Source organism: Actinacidiphila sp. bgisy144 (assembly GCF_057708105.1).
Genome location: NZ_JBYIRM010000010.1, coordinates 43274 through 69867, shown reverse-complemented (window position 1 = coordinate 69867; position 26594 = coordinate 43274). Strand labels below are relative to the sequence as shown.

At 74.3% G+C, this 26594-nt stretch carries 21 protein-coding genes and 1 pseudogene; 6 read left to right on the top strand and 16 right to left on the bottom strand.

The annotated features are described in order from the left end of the window. The first annotated feature begins 17 nt into the window (after positions 1 to 17). From AC3EVP_RS14115 to AC3EVP_RS14105, 3 genes are all read left to right on the top strand, one after another. A complete protein-coding gene (locus tag AC3EVP_RS14115) occupies positions 18 to 977 on the top strand; it encodes an AraC family transcriptional regulator (RefSeq protein WP_435129949.1) in 960 nt (319 codons plus the stop codon). A 9-nt stretch (positions 978 to 986) separates the two neighbouring features. Next, positions 987 to 3023, top strand: coding sequence for an AfsR/SARP family transcriptional regulator (locus tag AC3EVP_RS14110; protein WP_435129946.1), 2037 nt, complete (start codon positions 987 to 989; stop codon positions 3021 to 3023). 499 nt (positions 3024 to 3522) lie between these two features. After that, entirely contained in the window at positions 3523 to 4329 is an 807-nt protein-coding gene (locus AC3EVP_RS14105; protein WP_435129943.1) for an aminotransferase class IV family protein, read from the top strand. A 44-nt stretch (positions 4330 to 4373) separates the two neighbouring features. On the opposite strand, the gene AC3EVP_RS14100 is transcribed toward AC3EVP_RS14105, so the two are convergent. Both AC3EVP_RS14100 and glgX read right to left on the bottom strand, forming a co-directional pair. Further along, positions 4374 to 6929 (bottom strand): alpha-amylase family glycosyl hydrolase, encoded by a 2556-nt coding sequence (locus AC3EVP_RS14100; protein WP_435129940.1) that lies wholly within the window; start codon positions 6927 to 6929, stop codon positions 4374 to 4376. Between the two features lie 103 nt (positions 6930 to 7032). Beyond that, positions 7033 to 9171 carry a glycogen debranching protein GlgX gene (glgX, locus tag AC3EVP_RS14095; protein WP_435129937.1) on the bottom strand — a complete coding sequence of 713 codons (2139 nt, stop codon included), beginning with the start codon at positions 9169 to 9171 and terminating at the stop codon, positions 7033 to 7035. Positions 9172 to 9429: 258 nt separating this feature from the next. On the opposite strand from glgX, the gene AC3EVP_RS14090 reads away from it, so the two are divergent. Beyond that, on the top strand, positions 9430 to 10668 hold the full coding sequence (locus AC3EVP_RS14090; RefSeq protein ID WP_335984352.1) for an SAV2148 family HEPN domain-containing protein: 1239 nt from the start codon (positions 9430 to 9432) through the stop codon (positions 10666 to 10668). 120 nt (positions 10669 to 10788) lie between these two features. Continuing rightward, the gene (locus AC3EVP_RS14085; RefSeq protein ID WP_335984346.1) at positions 10789 to 11484 is read left to right on the top strand and encodes an exonuclease domain-containing protein; all 696 of its coding nucleotides are present in this window, start codon (positions 10789 to 10791) and stop codon (positions 11482 to 11484) included. 168 nt (positions 11485 to 11652) lie between these two features. Here AC3EVP_RS14085 and AC3EVP_RS14080 read toward each other — a convergent pair whose 3' ends face one another. Next, on the bottom strand, positions 11653 to 12516 hold the full coding sequence (locus AC3EVP_RS14080) for an aminoglycoside phosphotransferase family protein (protein WP_435129934.1): 864 nt from the start codon (positions 12514 to 12516) through the stop codon (positions 11653 to 11655). Positions 12517 to 12799: 283 nt separating this feature from the next. On the opposite strand from AC3EVP_RS14080, the pseudogene AC3EVP_RS14075 reads away from it, so the two are divergent. Further along, positions 12800 to 12907: pseudogene (locus AC3EVP_RS14075) on the top strand (hypothetical protein); the annotation flags it as partial. 24 nt (positions 12908 to 12931) lie between these two features. Here the strand turns inward: AC3EVP_RS14075 and AC3EVP_RS14070 are convergent. The 13 genes from AC3EVP_RS14070 to AC3EVP_RS14010 all read right to left on the bottom strand — a co-directional run bounded on the left by AC3EVP_RS14070 (position 12932) and on the right by AC3EVP_RS14010 (position 26518). After that, positions 12932 to 14023: a sigma-70 family RNA polymerase sigma factor gene (locus tag AC3EVP_RS14070; protein ID WP_435129931.1), complete on the bottom strand. Its 1092-nt coding sequence runs from the start codon at positions 14021 to 14023 to the stop codon at positions 12932 to 12934. Positions 14024 to 14112: 89 nt separating this feature from the next. After that, complete coding sequence (locus tag AC3EVP_RS14065; RefSeq protein WP_435130236.1) at positions 14113 to 16338, bottom strand: MMPL family transporter; 2226 nt, start codon at positions 16336 to 16338, stop codon at positions 14113 to 14115. Positions 16339 to 16617: 279 nt separating this feature from the next. After that, positions 16618 to 17415, bottom strand: a complete 798-nt coding sequence (locus AC3EVP_RS14060; protein ID WP_435129928.1) for a sirohydrochlorin chelatase — start codon at positions 17413 to 17415, stop codon at positions 16618 to 16620. Positions 17416 to 17417: 2 nt separating this feature from the next. After that, complete coding sequence (locus AC3EVP_RS14055; protein ID WP_435129926.1) at positions 17418 to 18362, bottom strand: ABC transporter permease; 945 nt, start codon at positions 18360 to 18362, stop codon at positions 17418 to 17420. Next, positions 18349 to 19152, bottom strand: a complete 804-nt coding sequence (locus AC3EVP_RS14050; protein ID WP_435129923.1) for an ABC transporter ATP-binding protein — start codon at positions 19150 to 19152, stop codon at positions 18349 to 18351. The genes AC3EVP_RS14055 and AC3EVP_RS14050 overlap by 14 nt, the downstream gene beginning before the upstream one ends. A gap of 49 nt (positions 19153 to 19201) precedes the next feature. Continuing rightward, the gene (locus tag AC3EVP_RS14045) at positions 19202 to 20350 is read right to left on the bottom strand and encodes an aliphatic sulfonate ABC transporter substrate-binding protein (protein ID WP_435129920.1); all 1149 of its coding nucleotides are present in this window, start codon (positions 20348 to 20350) and stop codon (positions 19202 to 19204) included. 328 nt (positions 20351 to 20678) lie between these two features. Then, entirely contained in the window at positions 20679 to 22025 is a 1347-nt protein-coding gene (locus AC3EVP_RS14040) for a sulfate adenylyltransferase subunit 1 (RefSeq protein WP_435129917.1), read from the bottom strand. A 2-nt stretch (positions 22026 to 22027) separates the two neighbouring features. Continuing rightward, the gene (gene cysD / locus AC3EVP_RS14035) at positions 22028 to 22963 is read right to left on the bottom strand and encodes a sulfate adenylyltransferase subunit CysD (RefSeq protein WP_435129914.1); all 936 of its coding nucleotides are present in this window, start codon (positions 22961 to 22963) and stop codon (positions 22028 to 22030) included. 4 nt (positions 22964 to 22967) lie between these two features. Beyond that, entirely contained in the window at positions 22968 to 23519 is a 552-nt protein-coding gene (cysC, locus tag AC3EVP_RS14030) for an adenylyl-sulfate kinase (protein ID WP_335979853.1), read from the bottom strand. Between the two features lie 110 nt (positions 23520 to 23629). Continuing rightward, positions 23630 to 24337 (bottom strand): phosphoadenylyl-sulfate reductase, encoded by a 708-nt coding sequence (locus AC3EVP_RS14025; RefSeq protein WP_435129910.1) that lies wholly within the window; start codon positions 24335 to 24337, stop codon positions 23630 to 23632. Beyond that, positions 24334 to 24525, bottom strand: a complete 192-nt coding sequence (locus AC3EVP_RS14020; RefSeq protein ID WP_335979849.1) for a hypothetical protein — start codon at positions 24523 to 24525, stop codon at positions 24334 to 24336. The genes AC3EVP_RS14025 and AC3EVP_RS14020 overlap by 4 nt, the downstream gene beginning before the upstream one ends. Next, positions 24522 to 26246 (bottom strand): nitrite/sulfite reductase, encoded by a 1725-nt coding sequence (locus AC3EVP_RS14015; RefSeq protein WP_435129907.1) that lies wholly within the window; start codon positions 26244 to 26246, stop codon positions 24522 to 24524. The genes AC3EVP_RS14020 and AC3EVP_RS14015 overlap by 4 nt, the downstream gene beginning before the upstream one ends. 188 nt (positions 26247 to 26434) lie before the next feature. Then, on the bottom strand, positions 26435 to 26518 hold the full coding sequence (locus AC3EVP_RS14010) for a putative leader peptide (protein WP_328917755.1): 84 nt from the start codon (positions 26516 to 26518) through the stop codon (positions 26435 to 26437). Positions 26519 to 26594 lie beyond the last annotated feature (76 nt).

Genomic DNA, 26594 nt, shown 5'->3' with positions numbered 1-26594 from the left:
AGGAGTGGGCGTCCGGGATGGCTGATCCGCTGACCGACCTGATCCGCCTCATCCGGCCGCACGCCGTGCTGCGCAAGCGGATCGAGGGCACCGGCCGCTGGGCGGTCCGCTTCCCCGCGGGCGACGACATCACCTTCGGCACGGTGACCCGCGGCAGCTGCCTGCTCCTCGGCGCCGGACCCCGACTCGCGCTCGCCGAGGGCGACTTCCTGCTGATCTGCGCGCCGCCGGACGGCTTCACCTTCGCCGCCGACCCCGACACCCCGGCCGCGGACGGCGACGCGCTGCTGGAGCGTTCCCCCGACCACGCGGTGACCGTCGGCGACGGTACGGGCGAGCCCTGCCGGCTGACCGGCGGCCACTTCCTGACCGACCCGGCCAACGCCCACCTGCTGCGCGCCCTGATGCCCGGCCGCGTCCACCTGCGGGGCGCGGAGCCCGGCACCCGCCGGATCGCGCAACTCCTCGACCTGATCGGCGACGAGGCGGCCGCCGACCGGCCCGGCGCGGGCTACGTCCTGCCGCGCCTGGTCGAGATCATGCTCGTGGAGGCGCTGCGCGGCCACGGCGCCGCGGACCCCGGCGGCCGCCCCCGGGACGTGCCGCCGGGCCTGCTCGGCGGGCTCGCCGACCCACCGGTCGCCGCCGCGCTGCACGCGCTGCACGCCGACGTCCGCCGGCCGTGGACGGTGGCCGCGCTGGCGGCGGTGGCCCGCATGTCGCGCTCGGTGTTCGCCGAGCGGTTCGCCGCCCGGGTCGGCACCACCCCGATGGAGTACCTGCTCGCCTGGCGCATCGCGCTGGCCAAGGACGCGCTGGGCCGCGGCGGGCAGACGCTCGACGCGATCGCCCACGGCGTCGGCTACGGGTCGGCGAGCGCCTTCAGCAACGCCTTCCGCCGCACCACCGGGGTGGCGCCGGGCCGCTATGCGGCGGGGCGGGGGTTCGCGGCGGGAGAAGGCGGGGCGGGGACGTAGCGTGGGGGGATGGCGGAGGTGGAGTTCGGGGTGCTCGGGGCCGTCGTGGCGGAGCGGGGCGGGGCGCGGGTAGGGCTGCGGGGGCCGCGGCACACGGCGGTGGTCGCGCGGCTGCTGGTGGCGCGGCGGCGGGTGGTGCCGGTGCGTCAGCTGGTCGCGGACCTGTGGGAGGAGGAGCCGCCGCAGGGGGCGGTCGGGGCCGTGCAGACGTTCGTGGCCGCGCTGCGCAAGGCGCTGGAGCCCGAGCGGCCGCCGCGGGCCCCGGCGCGGCTGCTGGTCACGGAAGGACCCGGGTACGCGCTGCGGGCGCGGCCGGACGCGGTGGACGCCTGGCGGTTCGAGGCGGCGCTGACGGCCGCCGCCGAACTGCCGCCCGGCCCGGCGCTGGAACGCCTGGAGGAGGCGCTCGGCCTGTGGCGCGGCCCGGCGTACGCGGAGTTCGCCGGTGCCCGCTGGGCGGACACCGAACGCGCCCGGCTGGCCGAACTGCGGCTCCAGGGCGAGGAGCGCAGGGCCGCGGCCCGGCTCGCGCTGGGCCGCGCCGAACAGGCCGTACCCGACCTGGACGCGCACCTCGCCGACCACCCCTGGCGGGAGGAGGCGTGGCGGCTGCTGGCGCTGGCGCTGTACCGCTCCGGCCGCCAGGCCGACGCGCTGGCGGTGCTCCGCCGGGCCCGGGAGACCCTGGCCGGGCGGCTGGGCCTGGACCCCGGGGCGCGGCTGCGCCGCCTGGAGGCGGACATCCTGGCGCAGGACCCGCACCTGGACCTGCCGACGGACGCCGGGCTGACGAATGCCGGGCCGACGGATGCGCCCGCCACCGCCGCCGACCTGCTGTGGCGGGAGGCGGCCGCGGCCTACGACCGCACGGTGGGCGGCGGCGCCCGGGCCCGGCTGGAGTCGGCCGTCGGCCTGATCCGCAACCTCGCGGTGACCGGGGGCGGCGGCCTGGAGGCCGCCCGGCGGCACCGGCTCGCGGCGATCAGCGCCGCGGAGGAACTCGGCGACCCCGAGCTGACCACCCGCGTCATCGGCGGCTACGACGTCCCCGCGGTCTGGCCGCGCGGCGACGACCCGCAGGCCGCCGCGCGGATCGTCGCCGCGGCCGAACGGACCCTCGCCGCGCTGCCGCCGGCCGCCGCGTACGACGCCGCGCGCTGCCGGCTGCTCGCGACCGTCGCGGTGGAGACGCGCGGCACCCGCTCCCCGCGCGGCCCCCAGGCGGCGCGCGCGGCCGAGGAGATCGCCCGACGGCTGGACGACCCCGCGCTGCTCGCGTACGCGCTCAACGGCGTCTTCATGCAGTCCTGCACCCGGGCCGGCCGCGCGCCGCGCCGGGACGAGGTCGGTGCGGAACTGGTGGCGCTCGCCGCCCGGCACGACCTGCCCACCTTCGAGGTGCTCGGGCACCTGATCCGGATGCAGGCCCGCGCGGCGCTCGCCGACCTCGCCGCCGCCGACGCGCACGCCGCCGCGGCCGACCGCCTGGCCGAGCGGCACGAACTGCCGCTCGTCGGGGTCTTCACCGGGTGGTACGCGGCGCTGCGGCTCGCCGCCGCCGGACGCTCCGGACCGGCCGAGGCCGCCTACCGGGCCGCCGACGCCCGCCTGGAAGGCGCGGGCATGCCGGGGGTGCGGCGCGGCCTGCTGCCGCTGGCGCTGCTGTGCCTGCGCCTGTCGGGCGGGGACGGCAGCGGGCTCGGCGCCGGGGCGGTCGCGGCCGCCGCGGAAGGGGCGGACCCCGGCGCGGACTGGGGCCCGTACCGACCCTGGGCCGAACCCTTCCTCCTGCTGCGCGCCGGGGACCGCCCCGCCGCCCGCCAGGCGCTGGCCGCGCTGCCCGAACCACCGGCCGACCTCACGTACGAGGCCCTGTGCTGCCTCCAGGCCGCCCTCGCCGCCGAACTCCGCGACCCGCCCGCCCTGCGCCAGGCCCGCGCCCGCCTCCTCCCGGCCGCCTCGGAACTCGCGGGCGCGGCCACCGGCATGTTCACCGCCGGCCCCGTCCGCGCCTACCTGACCGCGATCACCGCGGCCCTGCCTTAGGCCGTCTCCGACGCATCCCGCCCGGCCGCGTCCGGCGCGCATGCCCTCCCCCCAGCGTTGCCGGTCGGGGGCGCAGCCTGTTTCCCCCTGAGCTTCGCCTGGGAGGGACCCCCGCCCTGCGCCTCGCGGTCGGGGGCCTCGGGGGAGTACCAGGCCCCGCCGGCCCCGCTGCTCGGGCGGGAAGGCGTCGTTTGTCCGACACGGCCCGGTTCCTTGACGCCCTGGCGGTACCTAGGGTGGTCGGGGAACGGCCGCGGGGCCGGGGCCGGCGCGCATGCCCTCCCCTTGCCTCCGGCGGGGGCGCCCCCAGCGTTGCCGGTCGGGGGCGCAGCCTGTTCCCCCCAGAGCTTCGCCTGGGAGGGACCCCGCCGGCCCCGCTGCTCGGGCGGGGCGACGCCATCTGTCACACATGGCCCGGTTCCTTGACGTCGGGGCGGTACCTAAGGTGGTCGGGGAACGGCCGCGGGGCCGGGCGAGGGAGGGGTGCGTCATCGACCGGGTGGAAGTAAACGGTGCCGAAGCGGACGCGGAGGATCTGAGGGTGCTCGCGCGGGCCACCTACGCGCACTTCTCCTCGATGCAGGCGCGGGACCGGGCGGTCCGCGGACTGGATCTGCACCTGAAGCGGTTGGACGGCAGTACGCGGGAGCTGTTCGGAACGGGACTGGACGCCGACCGGGTGCGCTCCTGCGTGCGGCACGCGCTCCGTGACCGCCCGGACGGGGCGACGGTCCGGGTGACCGTCTTCAGCCGCCACCACGAGGCCGTGGTGCGCGGCGAGGACGTGGAGCCGGACGTGGCCGTGGCGATGAGCGCGCCTCTTGCGGCGCGGACCTCACCGGTGCGGCTGCGGACGGTGGCGTACGAGCGGGACCTGCCCCACGTCAAGCACGCCGGGACGTTCGGGCTCGTCCGCCACCGGCGCCAGGCGGTGCGCGCCGGGTACGACGACGCGCTGTTCACCGATCGCCACGGCCGCGTCAGCGAAGCGTCGATCTCGAACATCGGCTTCTTCGACGGCGAGCGGGTCGTCTGGCCCGAGGCCGCCGTACTGCCGGGCATCACGATGCAACTGCTCCAGCGCGGGCTGGCGGCCAAGGGCATCCCGTCCGGCCGGCGGGAGATCCACCGTCGCGAGCTGGGAGCCTGGGCGTCCGGCACCCCCGCCCTCGCGGCCTTCCTCACGAACTCGATCTCGCCGGCCGTCCCGGTCGCGGGCATCGACGAGGCGGCGTTGACCGTCGATCCCGAGGTGACGAACCTGCTCGTGGACTGCTACGGGACGAACCCCTGGCAGACCGTCTGAACGCTCCGGGTGCGCGTCCGCCAGGAGGCACGCGGGTGGGCGGGTCATGCGTCGCGGGTGAGGAGGGCTGCCGGGGCGGTGGCGAGGAGGGCGGTGAGGGGGACCGCGCCTTCGTGGACGGCGCCGCCGAGGCGGTCGCGCCAGCGGCCCGGGGGGAGGGGGAGAGCGGTGCCGCGCCAGCCGCCGGACTCGGCCAGCCGCGCGGACAGGCGGGTCACCACGGTCAGCGCGCCGCCGCCGCGGAGGAAGGCGACGCAGTGCTCGGCGGCGGGGCCCTCGGCGTACAGGGGGGCGTAGGCGGCGTGCGGGCCGTACCACTCGGGGTGGTCGCGGCGCAGCCGCAGGGCGACGGCGGTCAGCCGCGGCTTGGCCCCCTCGGACGCGCCGGGCGCGGGTGCGGCCAGGGGCTCGCGGTTGTCGGGGTCGACAAGGGTGAACACCGGGAACTCGGTGCCCTGGTAGAGGTCGGGCACGCCGGGCATCGTGAGGTGCAGTAGGGCCGCGCCCAGCGTGTTCGCCTCCGCGTACGGTGCCAGGTCGGCGGCGAAGGCGGCCACGTCCGGCTGCCGCGCGCCGCAGGGGCCCTGCCGGGCGAAGTCGGCGACCGCCGCCTCGTAGTCCGCGTCCTGCTCGGTCCAGGTGGTGCGCAGGCCCGCCTCGCGTACGGCCTTCAGGGCGGCGGGCACCAGCCGCTCGGGGGTGCAGGAGGCGCCGAGCCCGACCGCGGTCTGGTACAGGGTGTACTCGGTGTGCCGGTCCGGCGCGGCGGGGCCCGCCCCGGCGGTCAGCCACTCCCGCCAGGCGCCGGGCCGCTCGGACAGCACGGCGAGCCGCAGCCGCAGGTCGGCGCTGCGCTTGGTGTCGTGCGTGGACAGCACGGTGCCGGTGGCCGGCCAGGTGCGCTGCCGCTGCCGGCAGGAGGCGTGGAACTCGGCGGGGGAGACGGCCGGCGCCCCGGGGTCGCGGCCGACCTCGCACAGCGGCAGCAGCGGCCCGTAGCGGTAGAACGCGGCGTCCTCCACGGACTTGGCGTGCAGCGCGGAGGCGACCTGCGGGAAGCGGACCGCGACGTCGTCGGCGTCCGGGCCGGGCGCACAGCCGGCGGCGGCGGGCCGCCCCAGCGCGAGGTCGCGGAGCAGGGCGAGCGCGGGGGCCAGCCGCGGGCCGGCCTCCTCCGCCGCCTGCCGCGCGGCGGCGGTGAGCAGCGCGACGTCCGTGCCCGCGGGTTCGGCGCCGGGCCGGACGTACGTGCGGTAGACCGGGACGCGCACCAGCAGTTCGCGCAGCGCCTCCGCGAGCACCTCGGGCGCGTACGGTGACGGGTAAGGGGTGTCCTCCCGGCGCGCAGGGCTTACCGCGGAGCCTGCGTCCCCGCGCACGCCGGAGCGTGCGTAAGGGGCGTCTTCCTGGTGCGCAGGGCTTACCGGCTGCCCGGCGCGGCGGGCGCGGTCCGCGCTCCGCGCCAGCCGGGCGACCTCCGCGGCCAGGTCCCGGCCCACCACCCGGTGGGCGGCCCGCCGCACCGTCGCCTCCCACCGGCCGCCCTCGTCGTCGGGCACCCCGGTGAACTCCCGGTAGAAGTCCGCCAGCTGCGCGGCCCCGTCCGGGTCGGTGAACAGCCCGTCGATCCGGTCGAGCGCGTCGTACCCGGTGGTGCCCGCGCACGCCCATCCCCGCGGCAGCTCCTCGCCGCGCTGGAGGATCTTCTCCACCACCGTCCAGCGGCCCCCGCTCGCGGCCGCCAACTGCCGCAGGTAGCCCGCCGGGTCGGCCAGCCCGTCCGGGTGGTCGATCCGCAGGCCGTCGGCGACGCCCTCCCGCAGCAGCCGCAGCACCGTCGCGTGGGTCGCCTCGAACACCTCCGGCCGCTCCACGCGGACCGCGATCAGGTCGGAGATGGTGAAGAAGCGGCGGTAGTTGAGGTCGGTGCGGGCCGTGCGCCAGTACGCGAGCTCGTAGTGCTGGGCGGCCACCAGCTCGGGCAGCGGCAGGTCCTCGGTGCCGGGCCGCAGCGGGAACCGGTGCTCGTAGTACGCCAGCACCCGGCCGCCGCCGGACCCGGACCCCGGGTCCGACCGTTCGGCGCGCTTGTCGGCCACCACCGCGAGCGCGCCCAGCACGTCCGGCAGCGGCTCGCCCAGCACCGGCAGCAGCACCCGCCCGCCCCGCGCGGCCCAGTCGATGTCGAACCAGTCCGCGTACCGAGAGCCGGGCCCGTCCCGCAGCACCTCCCACAGCGGGCCGTTGAGGTGCTCCGGCGCCGGGACGGCCATGTGGTTGGGCACCACGTCCAGCACCAGCCCCAGGCCGTGCGCCCGGGCCCGCGCGGACAGCTCCCGCAGCCCCTGCTCGCCGCCCAGCTCGGCCCGTACCCGCGTGTGGTCCACCACGTCGTAGCCGTGCGTCGAGCCGGGTACCGCCTCCAGCACCGGTGACAGGTGCAGATGGGTGACCCCGAGCGCGGCCAGGTACGGGACCCGGGCCGCCGCGTCGGCGAAGGTGAAGCCCGGTTGCAGCTGGAGCCGGTAGGTCGAGGCGGGGACCGCCGGGTCCGCGCCGGGCGGGGCGGGAGCCGCTGAAGGAGCCGGGGAAGCCGTCATATGGTCTTCTTTACCCCGGATCTGACCGGATCTGCCCGGGACACCCCGCCCCGGCGCGCCGAGCCGCGCCCCGGACCCGGCGTGCCCGCACCACCCGTCCGGGTCAGTCCGCCGGCCGCTGGAGCACCACGATGCTGCGGTCGGCCAGCAGCAGCCGGTCCCCGGCCGCGACCCGCTCGCCGGCGCCCGGCGGCACCCCGTCCGGCCGCTCGGTGTCGACCACGAGCTGCCACTCCTTGCCGTGGTTGACCGGCAGCACGAACTCCAGGGCGCGCGGGGCGGCGTTGAACAGCAGCAGGAACGAGTCGTCGGTGATCGGCTCCCCGCGCGGGCCCGGCTCGGAGATCGCGTTGCCGTTGAGGAAGACCACCAGCGACCTGGCGTGCGCCGCCTGCCAGTCCAGCTGCGTCATCTCCCGCCCGTCCGGGGTGAACCAGGCGATGTCCGACAGCTCGTCATGGGTGCCCTGCACCGGGCGGCCGTGGAAGAAGCGGCGGCGCCGGAAGACCGGGTGGTCGCGGCGCAGCCACACCATCGTCTTCACGAACTCGTGCAGCTTCAGCGCGTCGTCGTCCGCCTGGCCGCCGCCGGGCTTGCCGGGCCAGGCGATCCACGCCAGTTCGTTGTCCTGGCAGTACACGTTGTTGTTGCCGCGCTGGGTGCGCCCGAACTCGTCGCCGTGGCTGAGCATCGGCACGCCCTGGGAGAGCATCAGGGTGGCCACGAAGTTCCGCATCTGGCGCAGCCGCAGCGCCTGCACCGCCCGGTCCTCGGTCGGCCCCTCGGCGCCGCAGTTCCAGGACCGGTTGTGGCTCTCGCCGTCCCGGTTGCCCTCGCCGTTGCCCTCGTTGTGCTTCTCGTCGTAGGAGACCAGGTCGCGCAGGGTGAAGCCGTCGTGGCAGGTGACGAAGTTGATCGAGGCGAGCGGGCGGCGGCCGTCGTCCTGGTAGAGGTCGGAGGAGCCGGTCAGCCGGGAGCCGAACTCCGCCAGGGTGGCGCTCTCGCCGCGCCACAGGTCGCGCACGGTGTCGCGGAACTTGCCGTTCCACTCCGTCCACAGCGGCGGGAAGTTGCCGACCTGGTAGCCGCCCTCGCCGACGTCCCACGGCTCGGCGATCAGCTTCACCTGGGAGACCACCGGGTCCTGCTGCACCAGGTCGAAGAAGGACGACAGCCGGTCCACCTCGTGGAACTGCCGGGCCAGCGTGGCCGCCAGGTCGAAGCGGAAGCCGTCGACGTGCATCTCCGTCACCCAGTAGCGCAGGCTGTCCATGATCAGCTGGAGCACGTGCGGGCTGCGCATCAGCAGGCTGTTGCCGGTGCCGGTGGTGTCCGTGTAGTAGCGCTTGTCGCCGCCGAGCCGGTAGTACGACGCGTTGTCCAGGCCGCGCAGCGACAGCGTGGGGCCCAGGTGGCTGCCCTCGGCGGTGTGGTTGTAGACCACGTCGAGGATCACCTCGATGCCCGCGCGGTGCAGCGCGCGCACCGCCGTCTTGAACTCCAGCACCTGCTGGCCGCGGTCGCCCAGCGAGGAGTAGCCGTTGTGCGGGGCGAAGAACCCGATGGTGTTGTAGCCCCAGTAGTTGGCGAGCCCGGCGTCGGCCAGCCGGTGGTCCTGGACGAACTGGTGCACCGGCATCAGTTCCAGCGTGGTGACGCCGAGTTCGACCAGGTGGCTGATGACCGACGGGTGCGCGAGCGCCGCGTAGGTGCCGCGGATCTCCTCCGGCAGCCCCGGGTGCGTCATCGTCAGGCCCTTGACGTGGGCCTCGTAGATGATCGTCTTGTGGTACTCAATGCGCGGCGGGCGGTCGTCGGCCCAGTCGAAGTACGGATTGACGACCACCGAGGACATCGTGTGCGCGGCGGAGTCCAGGTCGTTGCGGGAGTCGGGTTGGCCGAACCGGTAGCCGTAGACCGACTCGTCCCAGTCGATGCCGCCGCTCATCGCCTTCGCGTACGGGTCCAGCAGCAGCTTCGCGGCGTTGCAGCGGTGGCCGCGCGCCGGGTCGTACGGGCCGTGCACCCGGAAGCCGTAGCGCTGGCCGGGCATCACCCCGGGCAGGTAGGCGTGCCGGACGAAGGCGTCCGCCTCGCGCAGCTCCACCGCGGTCTCGGTGCCGTCGTCGTGCAGGAGGCACAGTTCGATCCGCGTCGCCACCTCGGAGAAGACGGCGAAGTTGGTGCCCGCGCCGTCGTAGGTGGCGCCGAGCGGGTAGGAATGACCCGGCCAGACTTGCATGTGAGGACTCTTCCGCTCCGGGGAACCGGCCGCGCGGAGGGTGACCGCCCGCCGGGAGTGACGTTGCGACAGCATCTTCCCATCCCACCTCTCCCGAGAGTGACATCGTCGCAACAGCCTGCGACGGAAGGGGTGATGGGGTTGTCTGCTAGTAGTCAAGTAAGGTCGTTCCGGCTGCGACGCCCCCCGCACCGCAGTACCCTTCCTTGATCGTGGACGGGGGTGGGAGGCGGTGACGTGGAGACGTCCGGAGGTCTGATGCTCCCGGGTGGCGGCGAGCAGGGTGACCGGCACGCCCCGGGGGAGGCCCCGGACGGCGAGGCCGCCACGCTGCCGGGCGTGGTCTCCGTCGCCGCGCCGGTGGAGATCGGCACCGAACTGGACTGGGGCGCCGAGGACTGGGCCGAGGTGCGCACCCGTGCCCGCCGGGCCGGCCGCGCCTACGTCTGGCTGAACCTGGTCGAGCAGCGGCTGCGCGCGGTGGTCAACGCGGTGCTGCGGCCCATCTACGAGCCGGTGCACGGCGAGGAGTGGGTGGTCGCCGCGGCCGGTCCGGCCGGCCACGAGTGGGTGCAGCGGGCCGTCGCGGTGCGCGAGGTCAGCCGCCGCAAGGGCTTCCTGCTCGACCCCGCCGACGACAACGTCCTCAGCTTCCTGACGCTGCCGCAGCTGCGCGAGCTGCTGGTGCAGCACTGGCCCTGCTTCGAACCCTACTTCGACGACCGGCGCGACCTCGAACTCGCCCTGGACGAACTCGAAGTGGCCCGGCACGTGGTCTCCCGCAACCGGGCGCTGTCCCGCACGGTGCTGGACCAGGCCGAGCGGGCCTGCGCACGGCTGCTGGAGACGCTGGGCTCGGGCCCGGCGCGTACGGCCGCGCAGCGGCTGCCGGTGGACGCCGTGGAGGAACTGGTCGCCGACCGCTACTCCGACGTGATCGGCGTCTACCCCGACCGGGTGCGCCTCCAGCGCCAACTGCCGGTCGAGGACCTGTTCGCCGGGGCCCGGCGGCTGGACGCGGTCGGCATCGGCCTGAACCTGCTGGTGCAGAACTACTCCGGGCGGCGGCTGGTCCGCCTCGCGGAGTCCGGCTGCCGGGTGCGGCTGCTCTTCCTCAACCCCGCCAGCAGCGCGGTGCGCCGCCGCGAGCGCGAACTCGGCCTCGGCCGCGGCGAGCTGGGCCGCGCGGTGGAGATGAACATCCTGCACATGCGGCGGGTCCGGGCCCGGGTGCGCGACCAGGGCGCCTTCGAGATCCAGGTGTTCGACGAGACACCGCGCTGCACCGCGTACCTGGTGGACGGGGACAGCACCGACGGCCTCGCGGTCGTGCAGACCTATCTGCGCCGGGCCCGCGGCATGGAGGTGCCGGTGATGCTGCTGCGCGGCGGCAACCGGCGGGTGGTGGGCGGCGACACACCGGCCGAGGGCGGCCTGTTCGACGTCTACCGCGAGGAGTTCGAGGGCATCTGGGCCGACTCCCGCCCGGTGTCCTGACCCGCCCCCGCTCCCTACCACGCGCCCGGTGCGTCAACGGCCCGGCCCCGGGGCCGGAGTGTCAGTGCTTCAGGCGATGATGGCTGGGCACACGGGGGAGAACGGCTGGAAGGACACGCCATGGCATGGCACGAGGATCTGCTGGTCGGCTTCGACCTGGAGACCACGGGGACCGATCCGCGGCAGGCCCGCATCGTGACCGCGGCGGTCACGGAGGTCAAGGCGGGGGAGCCGGTTCGGCACCGCGGGTGGCTCGCCGACCCGGGCGTGCCCATCCCGGCGGAGACCACCGCCATACACGGCGTCAGCACCGAGCGGGCCACCGCGGAGGGGCGGCCCGCCGCCGAGGTCGTCGCCGAGGTCGCGGACGCGCTGCGGGGCTACTGGGCGGCGCGGGTGCCGGTCGTCGTCTACAACGCGCCCTTCGACCTCACCCTGCTGGACGAGGAGTTGGCGCGGTACGCACTGCCCCGGCTCACCGCGCAGGGCGGCACCGCCGGACCGGTGATCGACCCGCTCGTCATCGACCGGGCGCTGGACCGCTACCGCCGCGGCAAGCGGACGCTCGAAGCCGCCTGCGGGGTCTACGGAGTGGTGCTCGACGGCGCCCACGAGGCGGGCGCCGACGCCCTCGCGGCGGTCCGGGTGGCCCGGGCGGTGGCGCTGCGGTACGCCGAAGCGGGGGAGGCCGATCTGTGGGAGCTCCAGGACAAGCAGCGGGCCTGGTACGCGGCGTGGGCGGAGGACTTCCAGGGGTGGCTGCGCCGCAAGGACGCTGCCGCTGTGGTGGACCCGAACTGGCCGCTCCGCGGGTAAGCCGGGTGCCCCCGGGGTGCCCCGTCCTGGGGGTGCCGGATCTGACGGTCCGCTGTGGCTGGTCGCGCAGTTCCCCGCGCCCCTGAGCAACTGCGGCTTCTTCCGCGAAAAGAGCCGAGCATCACCAGGGGCGCGTGGGGCCAAGGGGCACCCTGTGGGCGGTGCGGGTCAGAAGGAGTACCAGCGGACGGACGGGTCCTCGGCTCTCAGGGAGGCAACCCTCCGGCGGAACTCGGTGCGGGCCGCGGGGTTTGCGGGGGCGTGCTGGGCGACCCAGGCGCACCCGGCGGTCTCGCGGGCGCCGCGCAGCGCCTCGTAGCCGTCCCAGGTGGTGACGTCCCAGCCGTAGGCGGCGGTGAAGGCGTCGTAGTCGCAGGCGGGCACCCCGTAGCGGTCGCGGCTGAGCGCTTGGACGACGAGGTCGTGCTCGCGCAGGTCGGAGGAGAAGGTCTCCAGGTCCAGCAGGACCGGCCCGTCGGGCCCGATGTGCACGTTGCGGGGCAGGGCGTCGCCGTGGATCGGGCCGCGCGGCAGGCGCGGTACGAGGTGGGCCGCGGCCTGGGCGAACTCGTCTCTGCGGCGGCGCAGGTAGGCCACGTCGGCGGGGTCCACGAAGTCGCCGGCGGCGCGCAGCCACCGCTCCACCCCGGCCAGCAGGTCCCGCGGCGGCAGCCCGAAGTCCGGTTCCGGCAGGGCGTGGACGAGCCGCAGCAGCGGCGCCACGTCGACCGTCTCGGCCGGCCGCAGCGACTCCGGCAGCCGCTGCCAGTAGGTGATCGGGTGCCCTTCCACGAGCCGCACCTCGGACTCGGCCGAGCGCACCGCTGGCACGTCGTGCTTGGCGAGCCAGTCCGCGGTGCGCACCTCGCGCTTGGCCCGGTCCAGCAGGTCGGAGCCGCGCCCCACTTTGATCACCAGCCGCCCGGCGGCGAACACCGCGTTCTCCCCGAAGGAGAGCAGGTCCGCCTCCCGGTGCCCGGCCGCGTCCAGCACCGCCCGCGCCCGGTCCTGCGTGAACACCGCGTCCGCCATGCCCAGCCTCTCGCTTCTTCGCCCTGCGGCCCACCCGCAACCGTCCGACCGCATATGCCAGAGGTATCGGCATGCGGCGGCGCCACGGCAAGTCTCGCACCCGCGCCCTGTGGATTCCCTCGTGGTTTCCGGGAAGTCCGCTGGGAGTTGCCGCGAATACGTACCCGCCGTACCGATGAGTTACGACCCCGGCACTGGTCGTATCACGGGACGGCCCTCGCAGGTGGCCGAAACGGGCCAGCGAGCCGGACCGAAAACGTGAGACGGGACGCGAGGTGGCGCAGTGGCGAGGGTGGTGTCCCTGGACGCGGGCGGCCTCGCCGCCGACCGGGGCACGCTGGCCGCGCTCGCCCGGGTGGCCCTGGCCGCGCGCCGCTCCGGTCGCCGGGTGCGGCTGCGCGGCGCCTCGCCCGCGTTACGTGGCCTGCTCGAACTCGCTGGGCTCGGCGGGCAGTTCGAGTGGCAGCCCGAAGAGCGGGAAGAGCCGCTGCACGTCGAGGAAGGAGTTGAGCCCGCTGACACGGCCGGCGGAGACCTCCAGCACTTGCAGGGCCCACGCGCGGTGGCCGCGCCCGGCGGGGTCCCGGCGGTACTGGCCGAAACCGAGCGTGCCGTTGGCGGCGACCGGCAGCAGCCGTGAGCCCTCGCACTCCCGGCCGGTGCCGGTCAGCCAGGCCCGTATCTGCTCATGGCCGCGCAGCCACATCGGGTACGGCGGCATGGACAAGGTGGCGTCCTGGTGGAGGAGTTCGGTCAGGGCGTCCAGGTCGTACCGCTCGAAGGCGTCGACATAGCGCTCCAGCAGCAGCTGCTGCTCCCGGTCCATGGCCGCGGGAGCCGCCGCCGGGCCGGACGTGGGGGCGCCGGAGGGGGTTTGCCCGGCCTCGTGGGAGGAGGAGACCCCGGCGCCGGCCAGGGTGGCGCGGGCGCGTTGCAGGGCGCTGTTCACCGACGCCACGGTGGTGCCCAGCAGTTCGGCGGTCTCGCTCGCCTTCCAGGCCAGCACCTCCCGCAGGATCAGCACCGCGCGCTGCCGGGGCGGCAGGTGCTGGAGCGCGGCCACGAAGGCGAGCCGGATGCTCTCGCGGGAGACCACCACGTCCGCCGGGTCGCCCGACGACGGCAGGGCCCGCACGTCCGGCACCGGCTCCACCCACTCCGCAGCCGGGGTGCGGTCGGGCAGCATCGCGTCGGCCCGGCCGGCCGGGGACAGGTCCATCGGCCGGGCCCGCCGCCGGCCGGCCTTCAGGCTGTCCAGGCAGACGTTCGTCGCGATGCGGTACAGCCACGAGCGCAGGCTCGCCCGGCCCTCGAAGCCGCCGGCGCCGCGCCAGGCGCGCACCATCGTCTCCTGCACCGCGTCCTCGGCCTCGAAGGCGGAGCCGAGCATGCGGTAGCAGTACCCGGTCAACTCCGCCCGGTGCGCCTCCAGCCGCTCCTCGATCCCGCCGCCGGGTCCGGCCGGTCCGGCCGCCACCGCGGCCCGCGTGCTCTGCCCTACGCTCATGACGGCCACCGTACCGGCGGGCACCGACAGTGCCCCCGAACCGAGGCGGCGCGGGGGCACTGTCGTTGATCCGTGCAGGTCGCGGGGGATCAGACCCGGTCGGGGACCGCGTGGCGCGGCCGGTCGCCGGCGGCCGGCGGCTCCGAGGCGGCCGACTCGTCGTGCGTCATGTCCGGCAGCCAGCGCAGCCACCGCGGCAGGTACCAGTTGCGCTCGCCGAGCAGCGTCATCACCGCCGGCAGCAGCACCCCGCGGATCACGGTGGCGTCCACCAGCACCGCGCAGGCCAGGCCGACCCCCATCTGCTTCATGCTCTGCATCGACAGCGTCCCGAAGATCGCGAAGACCGCGACCATGATGACGGCGGCGCTGGTGACCACGCCCGCGGTGGTGGTGATGCCGTGCTCGATGGCGCCCTTGGTGGTCAGGCCGCGGCTGCGGGCCTCGCGGATACGGGAGACCACGAACACGTGGTAGTCCATGCTCAGCCCGAAGAGGATCACGAACAGGAACAGCGGCAGCCAGGCCACCACCGCGCCGCTGCTGTGCGCGCCGACCAGCGAGGCGCCCACGCCGTGCTGGAAGACCAGGGTCAGCACCCCGTAGGCGGCGCCCACCGACAGCAGGTTCAGCGCGATCGAGGTCAGTGCGACGGTCAGCGACCGGAAGGACAGCAGCATCAGCAGGAAGGCGAAGACGATCACGAACGCGAACACCGGCGGCACGCTGCTGGTGATCTTGTGGGTGAAGTCCATCGAGGACGCGGTCTCACCGGTGACCGGCGCCCGCACCCCGCCGACCTTCCCGAGCGTGTCGGGCCGTACCTGGTCGCGCAGCAGGCGCACGTCGGCCTCGGCCTTGGCGCGGTCGCTGCCGCCGGCCAGGGGGACGTCGATCTGGGCGACGTTCTGCTCGCTGTGCACGGTGACGGTGACCGGGCCGGTGCTGGCGCCCGAACGGACCGCCTCCGCGCGGAAGTCGGCGATGGCCTTCTTCACCTGCGGCGCGTTGATCGCGTCGGCCTTGACCACCACGCGCGCCGGGTCGGGACCGCCGGGGAAGGCGGCGTTGATGTGCTCGTAGGTCTTGATGATCGGCAGGCCGTCGCCCAGCTCCTGCTGGGTGGTCAGGTTCGCGGTGTGCATCGAGAAGGCGGGCACCGCGAGTGCGATCAGGGCGCCGCCGGCGACCAGCGTGGAGACCTTGGGGTGGCGCAGCACCGGCCGCAGCACGGTCCGCCAGAAGCGGCTGCCGCCGTGCGCGGCCTGGGCGCGGGCCCCGGCGCCGCGGGACCTGCGGCCGATCAGCGGCACCCGGCCCTTCTCGACGCGCTCGCCGAGGATCGACAGCAGCGCGGGCAGCACCGTCACGGAGCCGAACATCGCGATCGCCACCACGATCATCGTGGCCATGCCCATCGCCTTGAAGTCGCCGATGCCGGTGAAGAGCATCCCGGCCATCGCCACGATCACGGTGAACCCGGAGATCAGCACCGCCCGGCCGGAGGTGGCCGCGGCGATCCGCAGCGCGGTGGCCGCGTCGTGGCCGGCGGCGCGCTCCTCGCGCTCCCGGCGCAGGTAGAACAGGCAGTAGTCGACGCCGACGGCCAGACCCACCAGCAGCATCACGGAGTTCGCGGTGTCGCTCATCGGGATGGCGTGGCTGACCAGCGCCACCACCCCGCCGGCGCCGAGGAACGCGGTGATCGCCAGTGCCACCGGCAGCAGCGCGGCGACCAGCGCGCCGAACGCGATCAGCAGGATGGCCAGCGCGACCGGCACCGCGGAGTACTCGGCGGTCTTGAAGTCGCTGCCGAAGGCGTTGTTGACCGCGTGGTTGCCGCTGGCGTCGCCGAACTCCTCGATCCGCAGGTCCGGGTGGGCCCGCTGGGTCTTCGCCACCGCGTCGAGCACCGGCTGCACATGGTCGGGGGCGTCGTCGGCCGACCCGCGCATGTCGAACCGGACCAGCGCCGAGCGGTGGTCCTCGGATATGGCCTGGGTGTCGTACGGCGAGGTGATCGCGGTCGTCAGGCCGGTGGCGCGCACCGCGCCCACCACGTCGGCGACCGCGGTGCGGACCGCCGGGTCGGTGACGGTGCCGTGCGGGGTCTGCACCAGCACCATCTCGCCGGCCTTGTCCTGAAGCCCGGCGTCGTCGATGATCGTCGCCGCCTGGTTGACCTCGCCGGCCATGGAACGGGACTGGTCCAGGTCGGTGCGGCCGACCGACTGGCCGATCACCATGACGGCGATGACGAAGAGCAGCCAGCCGCCGACCGCCGCCCAGCGGTGCCGGGCGCTCCAGCCTCCCATGGCCGCCGCGATGCCCGTTCTGCTGCCGTGTGCGCGAGCGCGACTCACGGTGTCCCCCTTGAAGGATCGTCGTGGGTGGCGGCTTGTCGACCTGCCGCTCTGTCACCCATGACGCTATGGGCCCGGGGGACGCGCACCCATCCGGCCAACAGGTGACTTCCGGTGAGGTGTTCTCCCTCCTGAGGGTGGGGCTGTCCCCACCCCGGCGTCGGGGGCGGGCCCTGACCGCGGCGGCGGCTGCCCCCTACACGCAGCGGGCGGCGGGCGGCGCGGGCCGGTTCAGGCGGCGGTCGCGCCGGACCCGGCGCCGGCCAGCGCGGGCCGCAGGACCGGGCCGGGCAGCGCCTCGTCGTAGCGGCGCAGCAGCAGTTCGGCCACCTCGGGCGCCGGGCCCAGCACGTCGGCGAGCACGTCCGCGCCCGCCTCCCGCGCGCCCCGCGCGATCCGGTCCGGCAGGAAGCCGGGCGCGAGCACATACGGCGCCACGGCGATCCGCCGTACGCCCTCCGCGCGCAGCGCGCGCACCGCGTCCTCGGTGCGGGGCAGGCAGGCGGAGGCGAACGCGGGCCGCACGGCGCACCAACCGGTACGCCGCCACTCCCGCGCGATATCAGCGAGCACCGCGCCCGCCTCCGGGTCGGTGGAGCCGGCCGACGCCAGGACGACGCCGGTGCCGGCCCGGTCGCGGCGCCGTACCCCGGCCGCCCGCAGCCGCCGCTCCAGAGCGGCGACCAGCAGCGGCGAGGGGCCGAGCACACCCGCGGTCCGCAGCCGCAGCCCCGGCAGGCGCGCGGCGGCGTCCGCCAGCACCGCCGGGATGTCGGCCTTGGCGTGGAAGGCCCGGGTCAGCAGCAGCGGCAGCGCCACCACCTCGCGCACCCCGCCGCCGGCCAGCTCCCGCAGCGCGTCGGGCACCGACGGGGTGCAGAAGTCGAGGAACGCGGTGTCCACCCGCAGCCCCGGGCGGGCCGCCGCCGCCCGCGCGGTGAGCGCCCGTACGGTCGCGGCGTGCCGCGGGTCGCGCGAGCCGTGCGCGATCACCAGCAGCGCGGGCGGGTCCGTACGGGCGCGGCGCACGGCTACTGGGCCCGCGCGGTCAGGCCGCGGCTGCGCAGCACCCACCGCTCCAGCGGGCTGAAGACGATCAGGTCGATCGCGATGCCCACCACGAGGATCAGCAGGATGCCGAGGAAGACCCCGGCCATGTCGGACGCCTCCCGCATGTTCTCCAGGTAGCGGCCCAGCCCCACCCCGAGGTCCGGGGAGGACGCGATCAGCTCGGCGGCCATCAGGGAGCGCCAGGAGAACGCCCAGCCCTGCTTCAGCCCCGCGACGTAGCCGGGCAGGGCGGCGGGCAGCAGGATGAACCAGGCGCCGCGCAGCCCGGTCGCGCCGATGGTGCGGCCGGCCCGCAGGTACAGCGGCGGCACCTGGTCGATGCCGGCCACCAGGCCGTTGGCGATCGACGGGACCGCGCCGAGCAGGATCACCGCGTACATCGCCGAGTCGCTCAGCCCCAGCCAGATCACCGCGGCCGGCACCCACGCCACCGACGGCAGCGACTGGAGCCCGGACAGGATCGGCCCGATCGCCGCCCGCACGAACGGCACCCGGGCGACCAGCAGGCCCAGCGGGGTGCCGATCACCAGCGCGGCCAGGAAGCCGAGCAGGCCGCGCTCCACGCTGGTCCAGATGATCGAGAACAGGTCGCCGGCGTTCCACCGGTCCACCAGCTCCTGCCACACCGCGTGCGGGCTGGGCAGCTTCGTCGGGTCGGCGACCTTGCCCCACGCGCACAGCTGCCAGACCACCAGCACCAGCACGGCCGCGCTCAGCGGCGGCAGCACCTTCTTCAGCAGCACCTGGCCGACCGGGGTGCGGCCGGCCGCGACGGTCTCCAGCGCGTCCAGGCCGGCCTCCAGGCCGGACAGGTCCTGCTCCTGCCGGGCGTCCTGCTCCTGCCGCGCCCGCTGGTCGCCGCCGAGCGGCTCGGTGCCCTTCGCTCCGGTCTCAGTGCTGGCCATGGCGGCGGATCTCCCCACGGAGTTCTTCGGTGATCTCGACGGACAGGTCGGCCACGCCCGCGTCCTCGATGCGGCGCGGCTGCGGGATGTCGATGGCCCACTCCCGGTTGATCCGGCCGGGCCGCGAGGACAGCAGCACGACCCGCTGCGCGAGCCGGACCGCCTCGCGCACGTTGTGCGTCACGAACAGCACCGACAGGTCCGTCTCGGACCACACCCGGGTCAGCTCGTCGTGCAGCACGTCCCGGGTGATCGCGTCGAGCGCCGCGAACGGCTCGTCCATCAGCAGCAGTTGGCTGTCCTGGGCGAGCGCCCGGGCCAGCGCGACGCGCTGCCGCATGCCGCCGGACAGCTCGTGCACCCGCTTGCCGTAGGCGCCGCCGAGCCGCACCAGCGACAGCAGCCGCTCGGCCTCGGTCCGGCGCTCCTCGCGCGGCACCCCGCGCAGCCGCAGCGCCAGTTCGATGTTCTTGCCGGCGGTCAGCCATGGGAACAGCGCGTGCTCCTGGAACATCAGCGCCGGCCGCCCGCCGGGCGTCTCGATGGCGCCGGCCGACGGCTTGTCCAGCCCGGCCACCAGGTTCAGCAGGGTGGACTTGCCGCACCCCGAAGCCCCCAGGAGGCAGACGAACTCGCCCGGTGCCACGTCCAGCGTGATGTCGTCCAGCACGAGCTGCCCGGCGCCGGGCCGGCCGAACGCCTTCGAAACATGGTCGATGCGCGCGGCGTACCCGGCGGGTCCCGCCGACGGTGCCGCGGGGCCGGTGAGGGTGTCGGCCATGGTGGTCACCTCCTGGGGTCCTCGGTTGCACATGGGATGCGGTGGATGGGAGCGGGGATTACTGGGTGCCGAGCCCGGCGGCACTGACCGTCGGCTTGCCCTGCTCCTTGAGGACCTTGTTGAGCAGCGTCAGGTCGTAGATCCCGTCCAGCTTCGGCGACTTGAGCAGGCCCGCCGCCACCGCGTGCTCCGCCTCGGCCTTCGCGGTGCTCGCCAGCGGGTCGTCGACCACGCTGATGGACTTCCACGCCGGGTCGAGCTGGCTGGCCGGCAGCGCCTTCTGGGTCAGCGCCTTGAGCTGGGCGTTGGCGTCGGCCTTCGCCTTGTCGGAGTTGGCGTTGATCCACGCGTTGGTCTTCACCGAGCCGCGCAGCACCGCCTCCACGACGTCCGGGTGCGCGGTGAGGAACTTCTGCGACACGATCACGTTGGTGATCACGAACTGCTTGTTCGGCCACAGCGTGCTCTCGTCGACCAGTACCTTCGCGCCCTCGTCCACCAGCTTCGACGCGGTGGGCTCCGGCACCCACGCGCCGTCGATGGAGCCGTTGGCGTACGCCTGCGGGGTCAGCGAGTTCTCGGTGCGCACCACCGACACGTCGCCCTTGCCGCTCTGCGCGTCGACCTTCCAGCCCTTGGACTTGATGAAGTTCAGCAGCGCCACGTCCTGGGTGTTGCCCAGCTGCGGGGTGGCGATCTTCTTGCCCTTGAGGTCCGCGACCGTCTTGATCTTCTTCGGGTTGACCACCAGCTTCACGCCGCCCGAGGCCGAACCCGAGATGATCTTCAGGTCGGAGCCGTTGGACTGGGTGTAGCCGTTGATGGACGGCGAGGGGCCGATCCAGCCGATGTCGATCGAACCGGCGTTGAGCGCCTCGATCTCCGCCGGGCCCGCGTTGAAGGTGGCCTGCTTGATCTTGGTGCTGCCCAGCTCCTGCTGGAAGAAGCCTTCCTTCAGCCCGACCAGCGCGGTGGCGTGGGTGAGGTTCGGGAAGTACCCGATCTTCACCTCGTCGGTGGAGAGCTTCTTGGTGCTCGCGCTGCCGCTGGCGGCCGGCGCGGTGGTCGCGGAGTCGTCGGACTTGTCGGAGCCGTAGCCGCAGGCGGTCAGCGCGCCGAAGAGGATCGGCAGCGCGGCGGCCGCGGCGAGGAGTCTGCGGCGGCGCGACGAGCGGTGCGGCGCCGAGGTGCGGGGCAGGGCAGACACGGGTGTGTCCCTTCGTAAGGCCCGGCGTGTCGCGCCCGGTGGAGGCTAGGGCGCGGCCGGAGTGGCGTCAGGTCTTCGAAAGCGGGGCCGCGGCGCGGTGCGCCGGGCCCGGTGGGGCGGTCTGGGCCGGGTGGCCGGGCAGCCCGGCGGGACGCCGGGGGTGCGCGGTGCGCGGCACACGGTGGTCGCGGCGGTGGTGCGGGCCGCGGCCGGGCAGGTCAGCCCGCACATCGCGGGACCCCGCCCGTTCCGGCGCCGAGCGTGCCGCTGCCGACCCGCCCGCCTTCCTTCGCGAAGCCCGAGAAGGCTTCCTTGGTGGGCTGCACCGTCAGAAGTCCCATCCGTCGTCGTCGGCGGCCGGTGCCTGCGGGCGGGCGGCGAACGGCTCGCCGGCCATGCCCGCGGTGAGGGTGGCGCCGTCGGCGGGGTCGATCAGCAGGAACGATCCGGTCAGCCGCGACTCGGCGTAGGCGTCGACCGGCAGCGGCTCGGCGGTGCGCAGCACCACCGCGCCGATGTCGTTGACCTCCAGCGCCGCCGGGTGCTCCTCGTGGGCGAGGCCGTCCGACAGGTCGATCCGGTACGGCAGCGCCTTCACGATCGCCTTGACGGTGCGGGTGGCGTGCTTGAGCAGCACCCGCTCGCCGACCCGCAGCGGCCGCTCGTGCAGGTGGCAGGCGGTGGCGGTGATGTCCTGGGTGGTGGCCGGGGCGTGGGCGGTCGGCGCGATCAGGTCGCCGCGGGAGACGTCCACGTCGTCGGTGAGCAGCAGCGTCACCGACTGGGGCGCCCACGCGGTGTCCACGGCCGAGCCGAGCGCGTCGATGCCGGCGATCGTGGTGGTGCGGCCGGAGGGCAGCACCGTCACCGGGTCGCCCACCCGCAGCAGCCCGGAGGCGATCTGCCCGGCGTAGCCGCGGTAGTCGGGGTGCTCGGCGGTCTGCGGCCGGATCACGTACTGCACCGGGAAGCGCGGCGGGCAGGACGTCAGGTCGTGGCCGACCTTCACCGTCTCCAGGTGCTCCAGGACGGTCGGGCCGCCGTACCAGTCCATGTTCGCCGACGGCTCGACCACGTTGTCCCCGGCGAGGGCGGAGATCGGGATGGCGGTGACGTCCGGGATGCCGAGGGAGTCGGCGTAGGCGGTGAACTCCTCGGCGATGGCGGCGAACACGGGTTCGGCGTGGTCGACGAGGTCCATCTTGTTGACGGCGAGGACGACGTGCGGCACGCGCAGCAGTGCGGCGACGGCGGCGTGGCGGCGGGTCTGTTCGACGACGCCGTTGCGGGCGTCGACCAGGACGACGGCGAGTTCTGCGGTGGAGGCGCCGGTGACCATGTTGCGGGTGTACTGCACGTGGCCGGGGGTGTCGGCGAGGATGAAGCGGCGGCGGGCGGTGGCGAAGTAGCGGTAGGCGACGTCGATGGTGATGCCCTGTTCGCGTTCGGCGCGCAGGCCGTCGGTGAGCAGGGCGAGGTCGGGGGCCTGCTGGCCGCGGTCCTGGGAGACGCGCTCGACGGCTTCGAGTTGGTCGGTGAGGACCGACTTGGAGTCGTGGAGCAGGCGGCCGACCAGGGTGGACTTGCCGTCGTCGACGGAGCCGGCGGTGGCGAAGCGCAGCAGGGTGGTGGCCGACAGCTGCTCGGCGGTGATCGGGCTCGTGGTGCCGGTCATGGCTAGAAGTACCCCTCGCGCTTGCGGTCTTCCATCGCGGCCTCGGACATCTTGTCGTCGGCCCGGGTGGCGCCCCGCTCGGTGAGCCGGGAGGCGGCGATCTCGGTGATCACCGCTTCGAGCGTGGTGGCGTCGGAGTCGACCGCGCCGGTGCAGGACATGTCGCCGACGGTGCGGTAGCGCACCAGCCGGGTCTGCACCGGCTCGTCGTCCTTCGAGCCGCCCCACTCGCCGGCGGTCAGCCACATCCCCGAGCGCTGGAAGACCTCCCGGCGGTGCGCGAAGTAGATCTCCGGCAGCGCGATGTGCTCCCGGGCGATGTACTGCCACACGTCCAGCTCGGTCCAGTTCGACAGCGGGAAGACCCGCACGTGCTCGCCCGGGGCGTGCCGGCCGTTGTACAGCGACCACAGCTCGGGGCGCTGGCGGCGCGGGTCCCACTGGGAGAACTCGTCGCGCAGCGAGAAGACCCGCTCCTTCGCGCGGGCCTTCTCCTCGTCGCGCCGCCCGCCGCCGAAGACCGCGTCGAAGCGCTGCTCGCGGATGGCGTCGGTCAGCGGCACCGTCTGGAGCGGGTTGCGCAGGCGGTCCGGGCGCTCCCGCAGCCGCCCGTCGTCGATGTAGTCCTGCACCTTCGCCACGTGCAGCCGCAGCGAGTGCTCGGCCACCGTGCGGTCCCGCAGGGCGAGCACCTCGGGGAAGTTGTGGCCGGTGTCGACGTGCAGCAGGGAGAACGGCACCGCGGCGGGCGCGAACGCCTTGAGCGCCAGGTGCAGCATCACGATCGAGTCCTTGCCGCCGGAGAAGAGGATCACCGGCCGCTCGAACTCGCCCGCGACCTCGCGGAAGATGTGCACCGCCTCGGACTCCAGCGCGTCCAGGTGCGTGAGCGCGTACGGACTGGCACTGGCCCCGCTCTGCGCGACGGTCGTCGTCATGCCCCTACCTCTTCTCGCTCGCGATGCGGCCACTGTCCCCGAGGTACGCGTACACCGCCGCCGCCGACTGCTCGACGGTGCTGCCCTCGGTCTCGATCCGCAGGTCCGGGCGGAGCGGCACCTCGTACGGGTCGTCCACCCCGGTCAGGCCGGTCAGCTGCCCCGCGGCCTGCTTGGCGTACAGCCCCTTGACGTCCCGGACCGAGCAGACGTCCACCGGGGTCGCGACATGGACCTCGACGTAGGCGGTGCCGCGCGCCTCGTGGCGCTTGCGGACCGCCTCGCGGCTGTCGGCGTACGGCGCGATCACCGGGACCAGCACCAGCACCCCGTGCGCGGCCAGCAGTTCGGCGACGAAGCCGATCCGCTGCACGTTGGTGTGCCGGTCCTCACGGGTGAAGCCGAGGCCGGCCGAGAGGAACTCGCGGATCTCGTCGCCGTCCAGCACCTCGACCCGCCGGCCCTCCGCGCGCAGCCGGCCGGCCAGCGCGGTGGCGATGGTGGTCTTGCCGGCGCTGGGCAGGCCGGTGAGCCATACGGTGGCTCCGCCGCTCATCCGGTCCTCCTGGTTCCCCGGCGGGTGCGCCGCCGGTCGGTTCGTCGTCGGTTGCGTGCCGCTGCGGGCAGCCGCACTCCGGGGTGTATTCACAGGTTCGACGGCCGGACTCACAGGTGAATCCCGCACTCGGTCTTGCCGAGGCCGGCCCACCGGCCCGACCTGGCGTCCTCGCCCTCGAGCACCCGGCGGGTGCAGGGGGCGCAGCCGACCGAGGCATAGCCGTCCATCAGCAGCGGATTCGTGAGAACCCCGTGCTCGGCGACGTATGTTTCCACGTCTTCCTGTGTCCACCGGGCGATGGGAGCGATCTTCACCTTGCCGCGCCTGGCGTCGAAGCCGACGACGGGCGTGCCGGCCCGGGTCGGGGACTCGTCGCGGCGCAGCCCGGTGGCCCAGGCGTCGTAGTCGCGCAGCCCGGCCTCCAGCGGGGCGACCTTGCGCAGCGCGCAGCACAGGTCAGGGTCGCGGTCGTGCAGCTTCGCGCCGTACTGCGCGTCCTGCTCGGCGACGGTCTGCGCCGGGGTGAGCGTGATCACGTTCACGTCCATCACGGCGTCCACCGCGTCCCGGGTGCCGATGGTCTCCGGGAAGTGGTAGCCGGTGTCGAGGAAGACGACGTCCACGCCGGGCATGGCCCGCGAGGCCAGGTGCGCGACGACGGCGTCCTCCATCGAGGAGGTGACGCAGAAGCGGCTGCCGAACGTGTCGGCGGCCCAGCGCAGCACGTCGAGTGCGGGCGCCTCCTCCAGGTCGCGGCCGGCCTGTTCGGCCAGCCGCTGGAGGTCCTGCGCGGTACGGTGCGGAGCGGTGGTCACGGTGCGCCTCCGTCGGAAGAGCCGTGCGGTGAGGGAGCCTTGAACCCCTCGGCGAGCAGGCCGAGGAACTTCAGCTGGAATGCGCGGTTGCAGGCGCGGCATTCCCAGGCGCCGTGCCCCTGCTCCGAGGGACGCAGGTCCTCGTCGCCGCAGTAGGGGCAGTAGAAGGGCGCGGCGCGCTCCGTCACGACAGTTCCTCCTCGGTGGCTCTGGCCGCCCACTGGGCGAAGCGCTCGCCGTCGCCGCGTCCGGCCTGGAAGCGGCCGAGCACCCGCTCGACGTAGTCGGGCAGGTCGTCGGCGGAGACCTTCAGGCCGCGGACCTTGCGGCCGAAGCCCGGGTCGAGGCCGAGGCCGCCGCCCAGGTGCACCTGGTAGCCCTCGACCTGGTTGCCGTCGGAGTCGGTGATCAGCTGGCCCTTCAGGCCGATGTCCGCGGTCTGGATGCGGGCGCAGGAGTTGGGGCAGCCGTTGATGTTGATGGCGATCGGCTCGTCGAACTCCGGCAGCCGCCGCTCCAGTTCGTCGATGAGCGAGGCGCCGCGGGCCTTGGTCTCCACGATCGCCAGCTTGCAGAACTCGATGCCGGTGCAGGCCATGGTGCCGCGCCGGAAGGGCGAGGGCCGCACCTGGAGGTCGAGCGCCTCCAGCCCGGCGGACAGCGACGCGACCCGGTCCTCCTCGACGTCCAGCACGATCAGCTTCTGGTCGGCGGTGGTGCGCAGCCGGTCCGAGCCGTGCGCGGCGGCGAGTTCGGCGACCTTCGTCAGGACGGCGCCGTCGACCCGGCCGACCCGCGGCGCGAAGCCGATGTAGTAGCGGCCGTCCTTCTGCCGGTGCACGCCGATGTGGTCGCGCCACACCTGCGCCGGCTGCTCGGGCGCGGGCCCGTCGAGCAGCGGGCGCCGCAGGTACTCGTCCTGGAGCACCTGGCGGAACTTCTCCGCGCCCCAGTCGGCGAGCAGGAACTTCAGCCGGGCGCGCGAGCGCAGCCGCCGGTAGCCGTAGTCGCGGAAGATGCCGACCACGCCGGCCCACACCTCGGGCACCTCGCCCAGCGGCACCCACGCGCCCAGCCGCACGCCCAGCTTGGGGTTGGTGGACAGGCCGCCGCCGACCCACAGGTCGAAGCCGGGGCCGTGCTCGGGGTGGTCGACCCCGACGAACGCGATGTCGTTGATCTCGTGCACCACGTCCAGCAGCGGGGAGCCGGAGATCGCGGTCTTGAACTTGCGCGGCAGGTTGGAGAACTCCTTGCTGCCGATGTAGCGGGCGTGGATCTCCTCGATCGCCGGGGTGCCGTCGACGATCTCGTCCTCGGCGATGCCCGCGACGGGGGAGCCGAGGATCACCCGGGGCACGTCGCCGCACGCCTCGGTGGTGGACAGGCCCACCTCCTCCAGCCGCCGCCAGATCTCCGGCACGTCCTCGATCCTGATCCAGTGGTACTGGATGTTCTGCCGGTCGGTGAGGTCGGCGGTGCCGCGGGCGAACTCCTGGGAGATCTCGCCGATCACCCGCAGCTGGGCCACGGTCAGACGGCCGCCGTCGATCCGCACCCGCATCATGAAGTAGCTGTCCTCCAGCTCCTCCGGTTCCAGCGCGCCGGTGCGGCCGCCGTCGATCCCGGGCCGCCGCTGGGTGTACAGCCCCCACCAGCGCATCCGGCCGCGCAGGTCGGCGCCGTCGATCGAGTCGAAGCCGCGGTGCGCGTAGATCGTCTCGATCCGGGTGCGCACGTTGAGGCCGTCGTCGTCCTTCTTGGACTGCTCGTTGGCGTTCAGCGGAGTGAAGTGGCCCAGCGCCCACTGGCCTTCGCCGCGGTGCCGCCCGGTCCTGCGGCGGGCGGCCGCGGCCTTCGGAGCGGGGCTCCCGGCCGGGGGCTGGGGGGACTCAGGGCTGGAGGCCATGGCGATGCGTCCTTCGGGCAGGCGTATACGGGTCGGTACGGCGCGAGGCGGCTGCATGCGGCCGGGAGCGACCCGGGGGTGCCTGCGCGGGCGCAGGGCATCACGGCTCGCCGAAGACGGCAGGCGGCTCTCACGCATCCACGACGGCGGGGACGGCGGGGGTCGGCGCTCAGCGCGCCGTCAGGTGCTCAGCCCGCCGGACAGATGGCGCTGGACACACGGCAGAAGTCGACGTGCGGCCGACCTACCAAGGTGATTCCAGTGCGTGACATGTCGAAAGCGTGGCACGCAGATGTTCGGACAGTCCACCATTATCCACCATGTGGACCACTTCATCTCGAATAATGG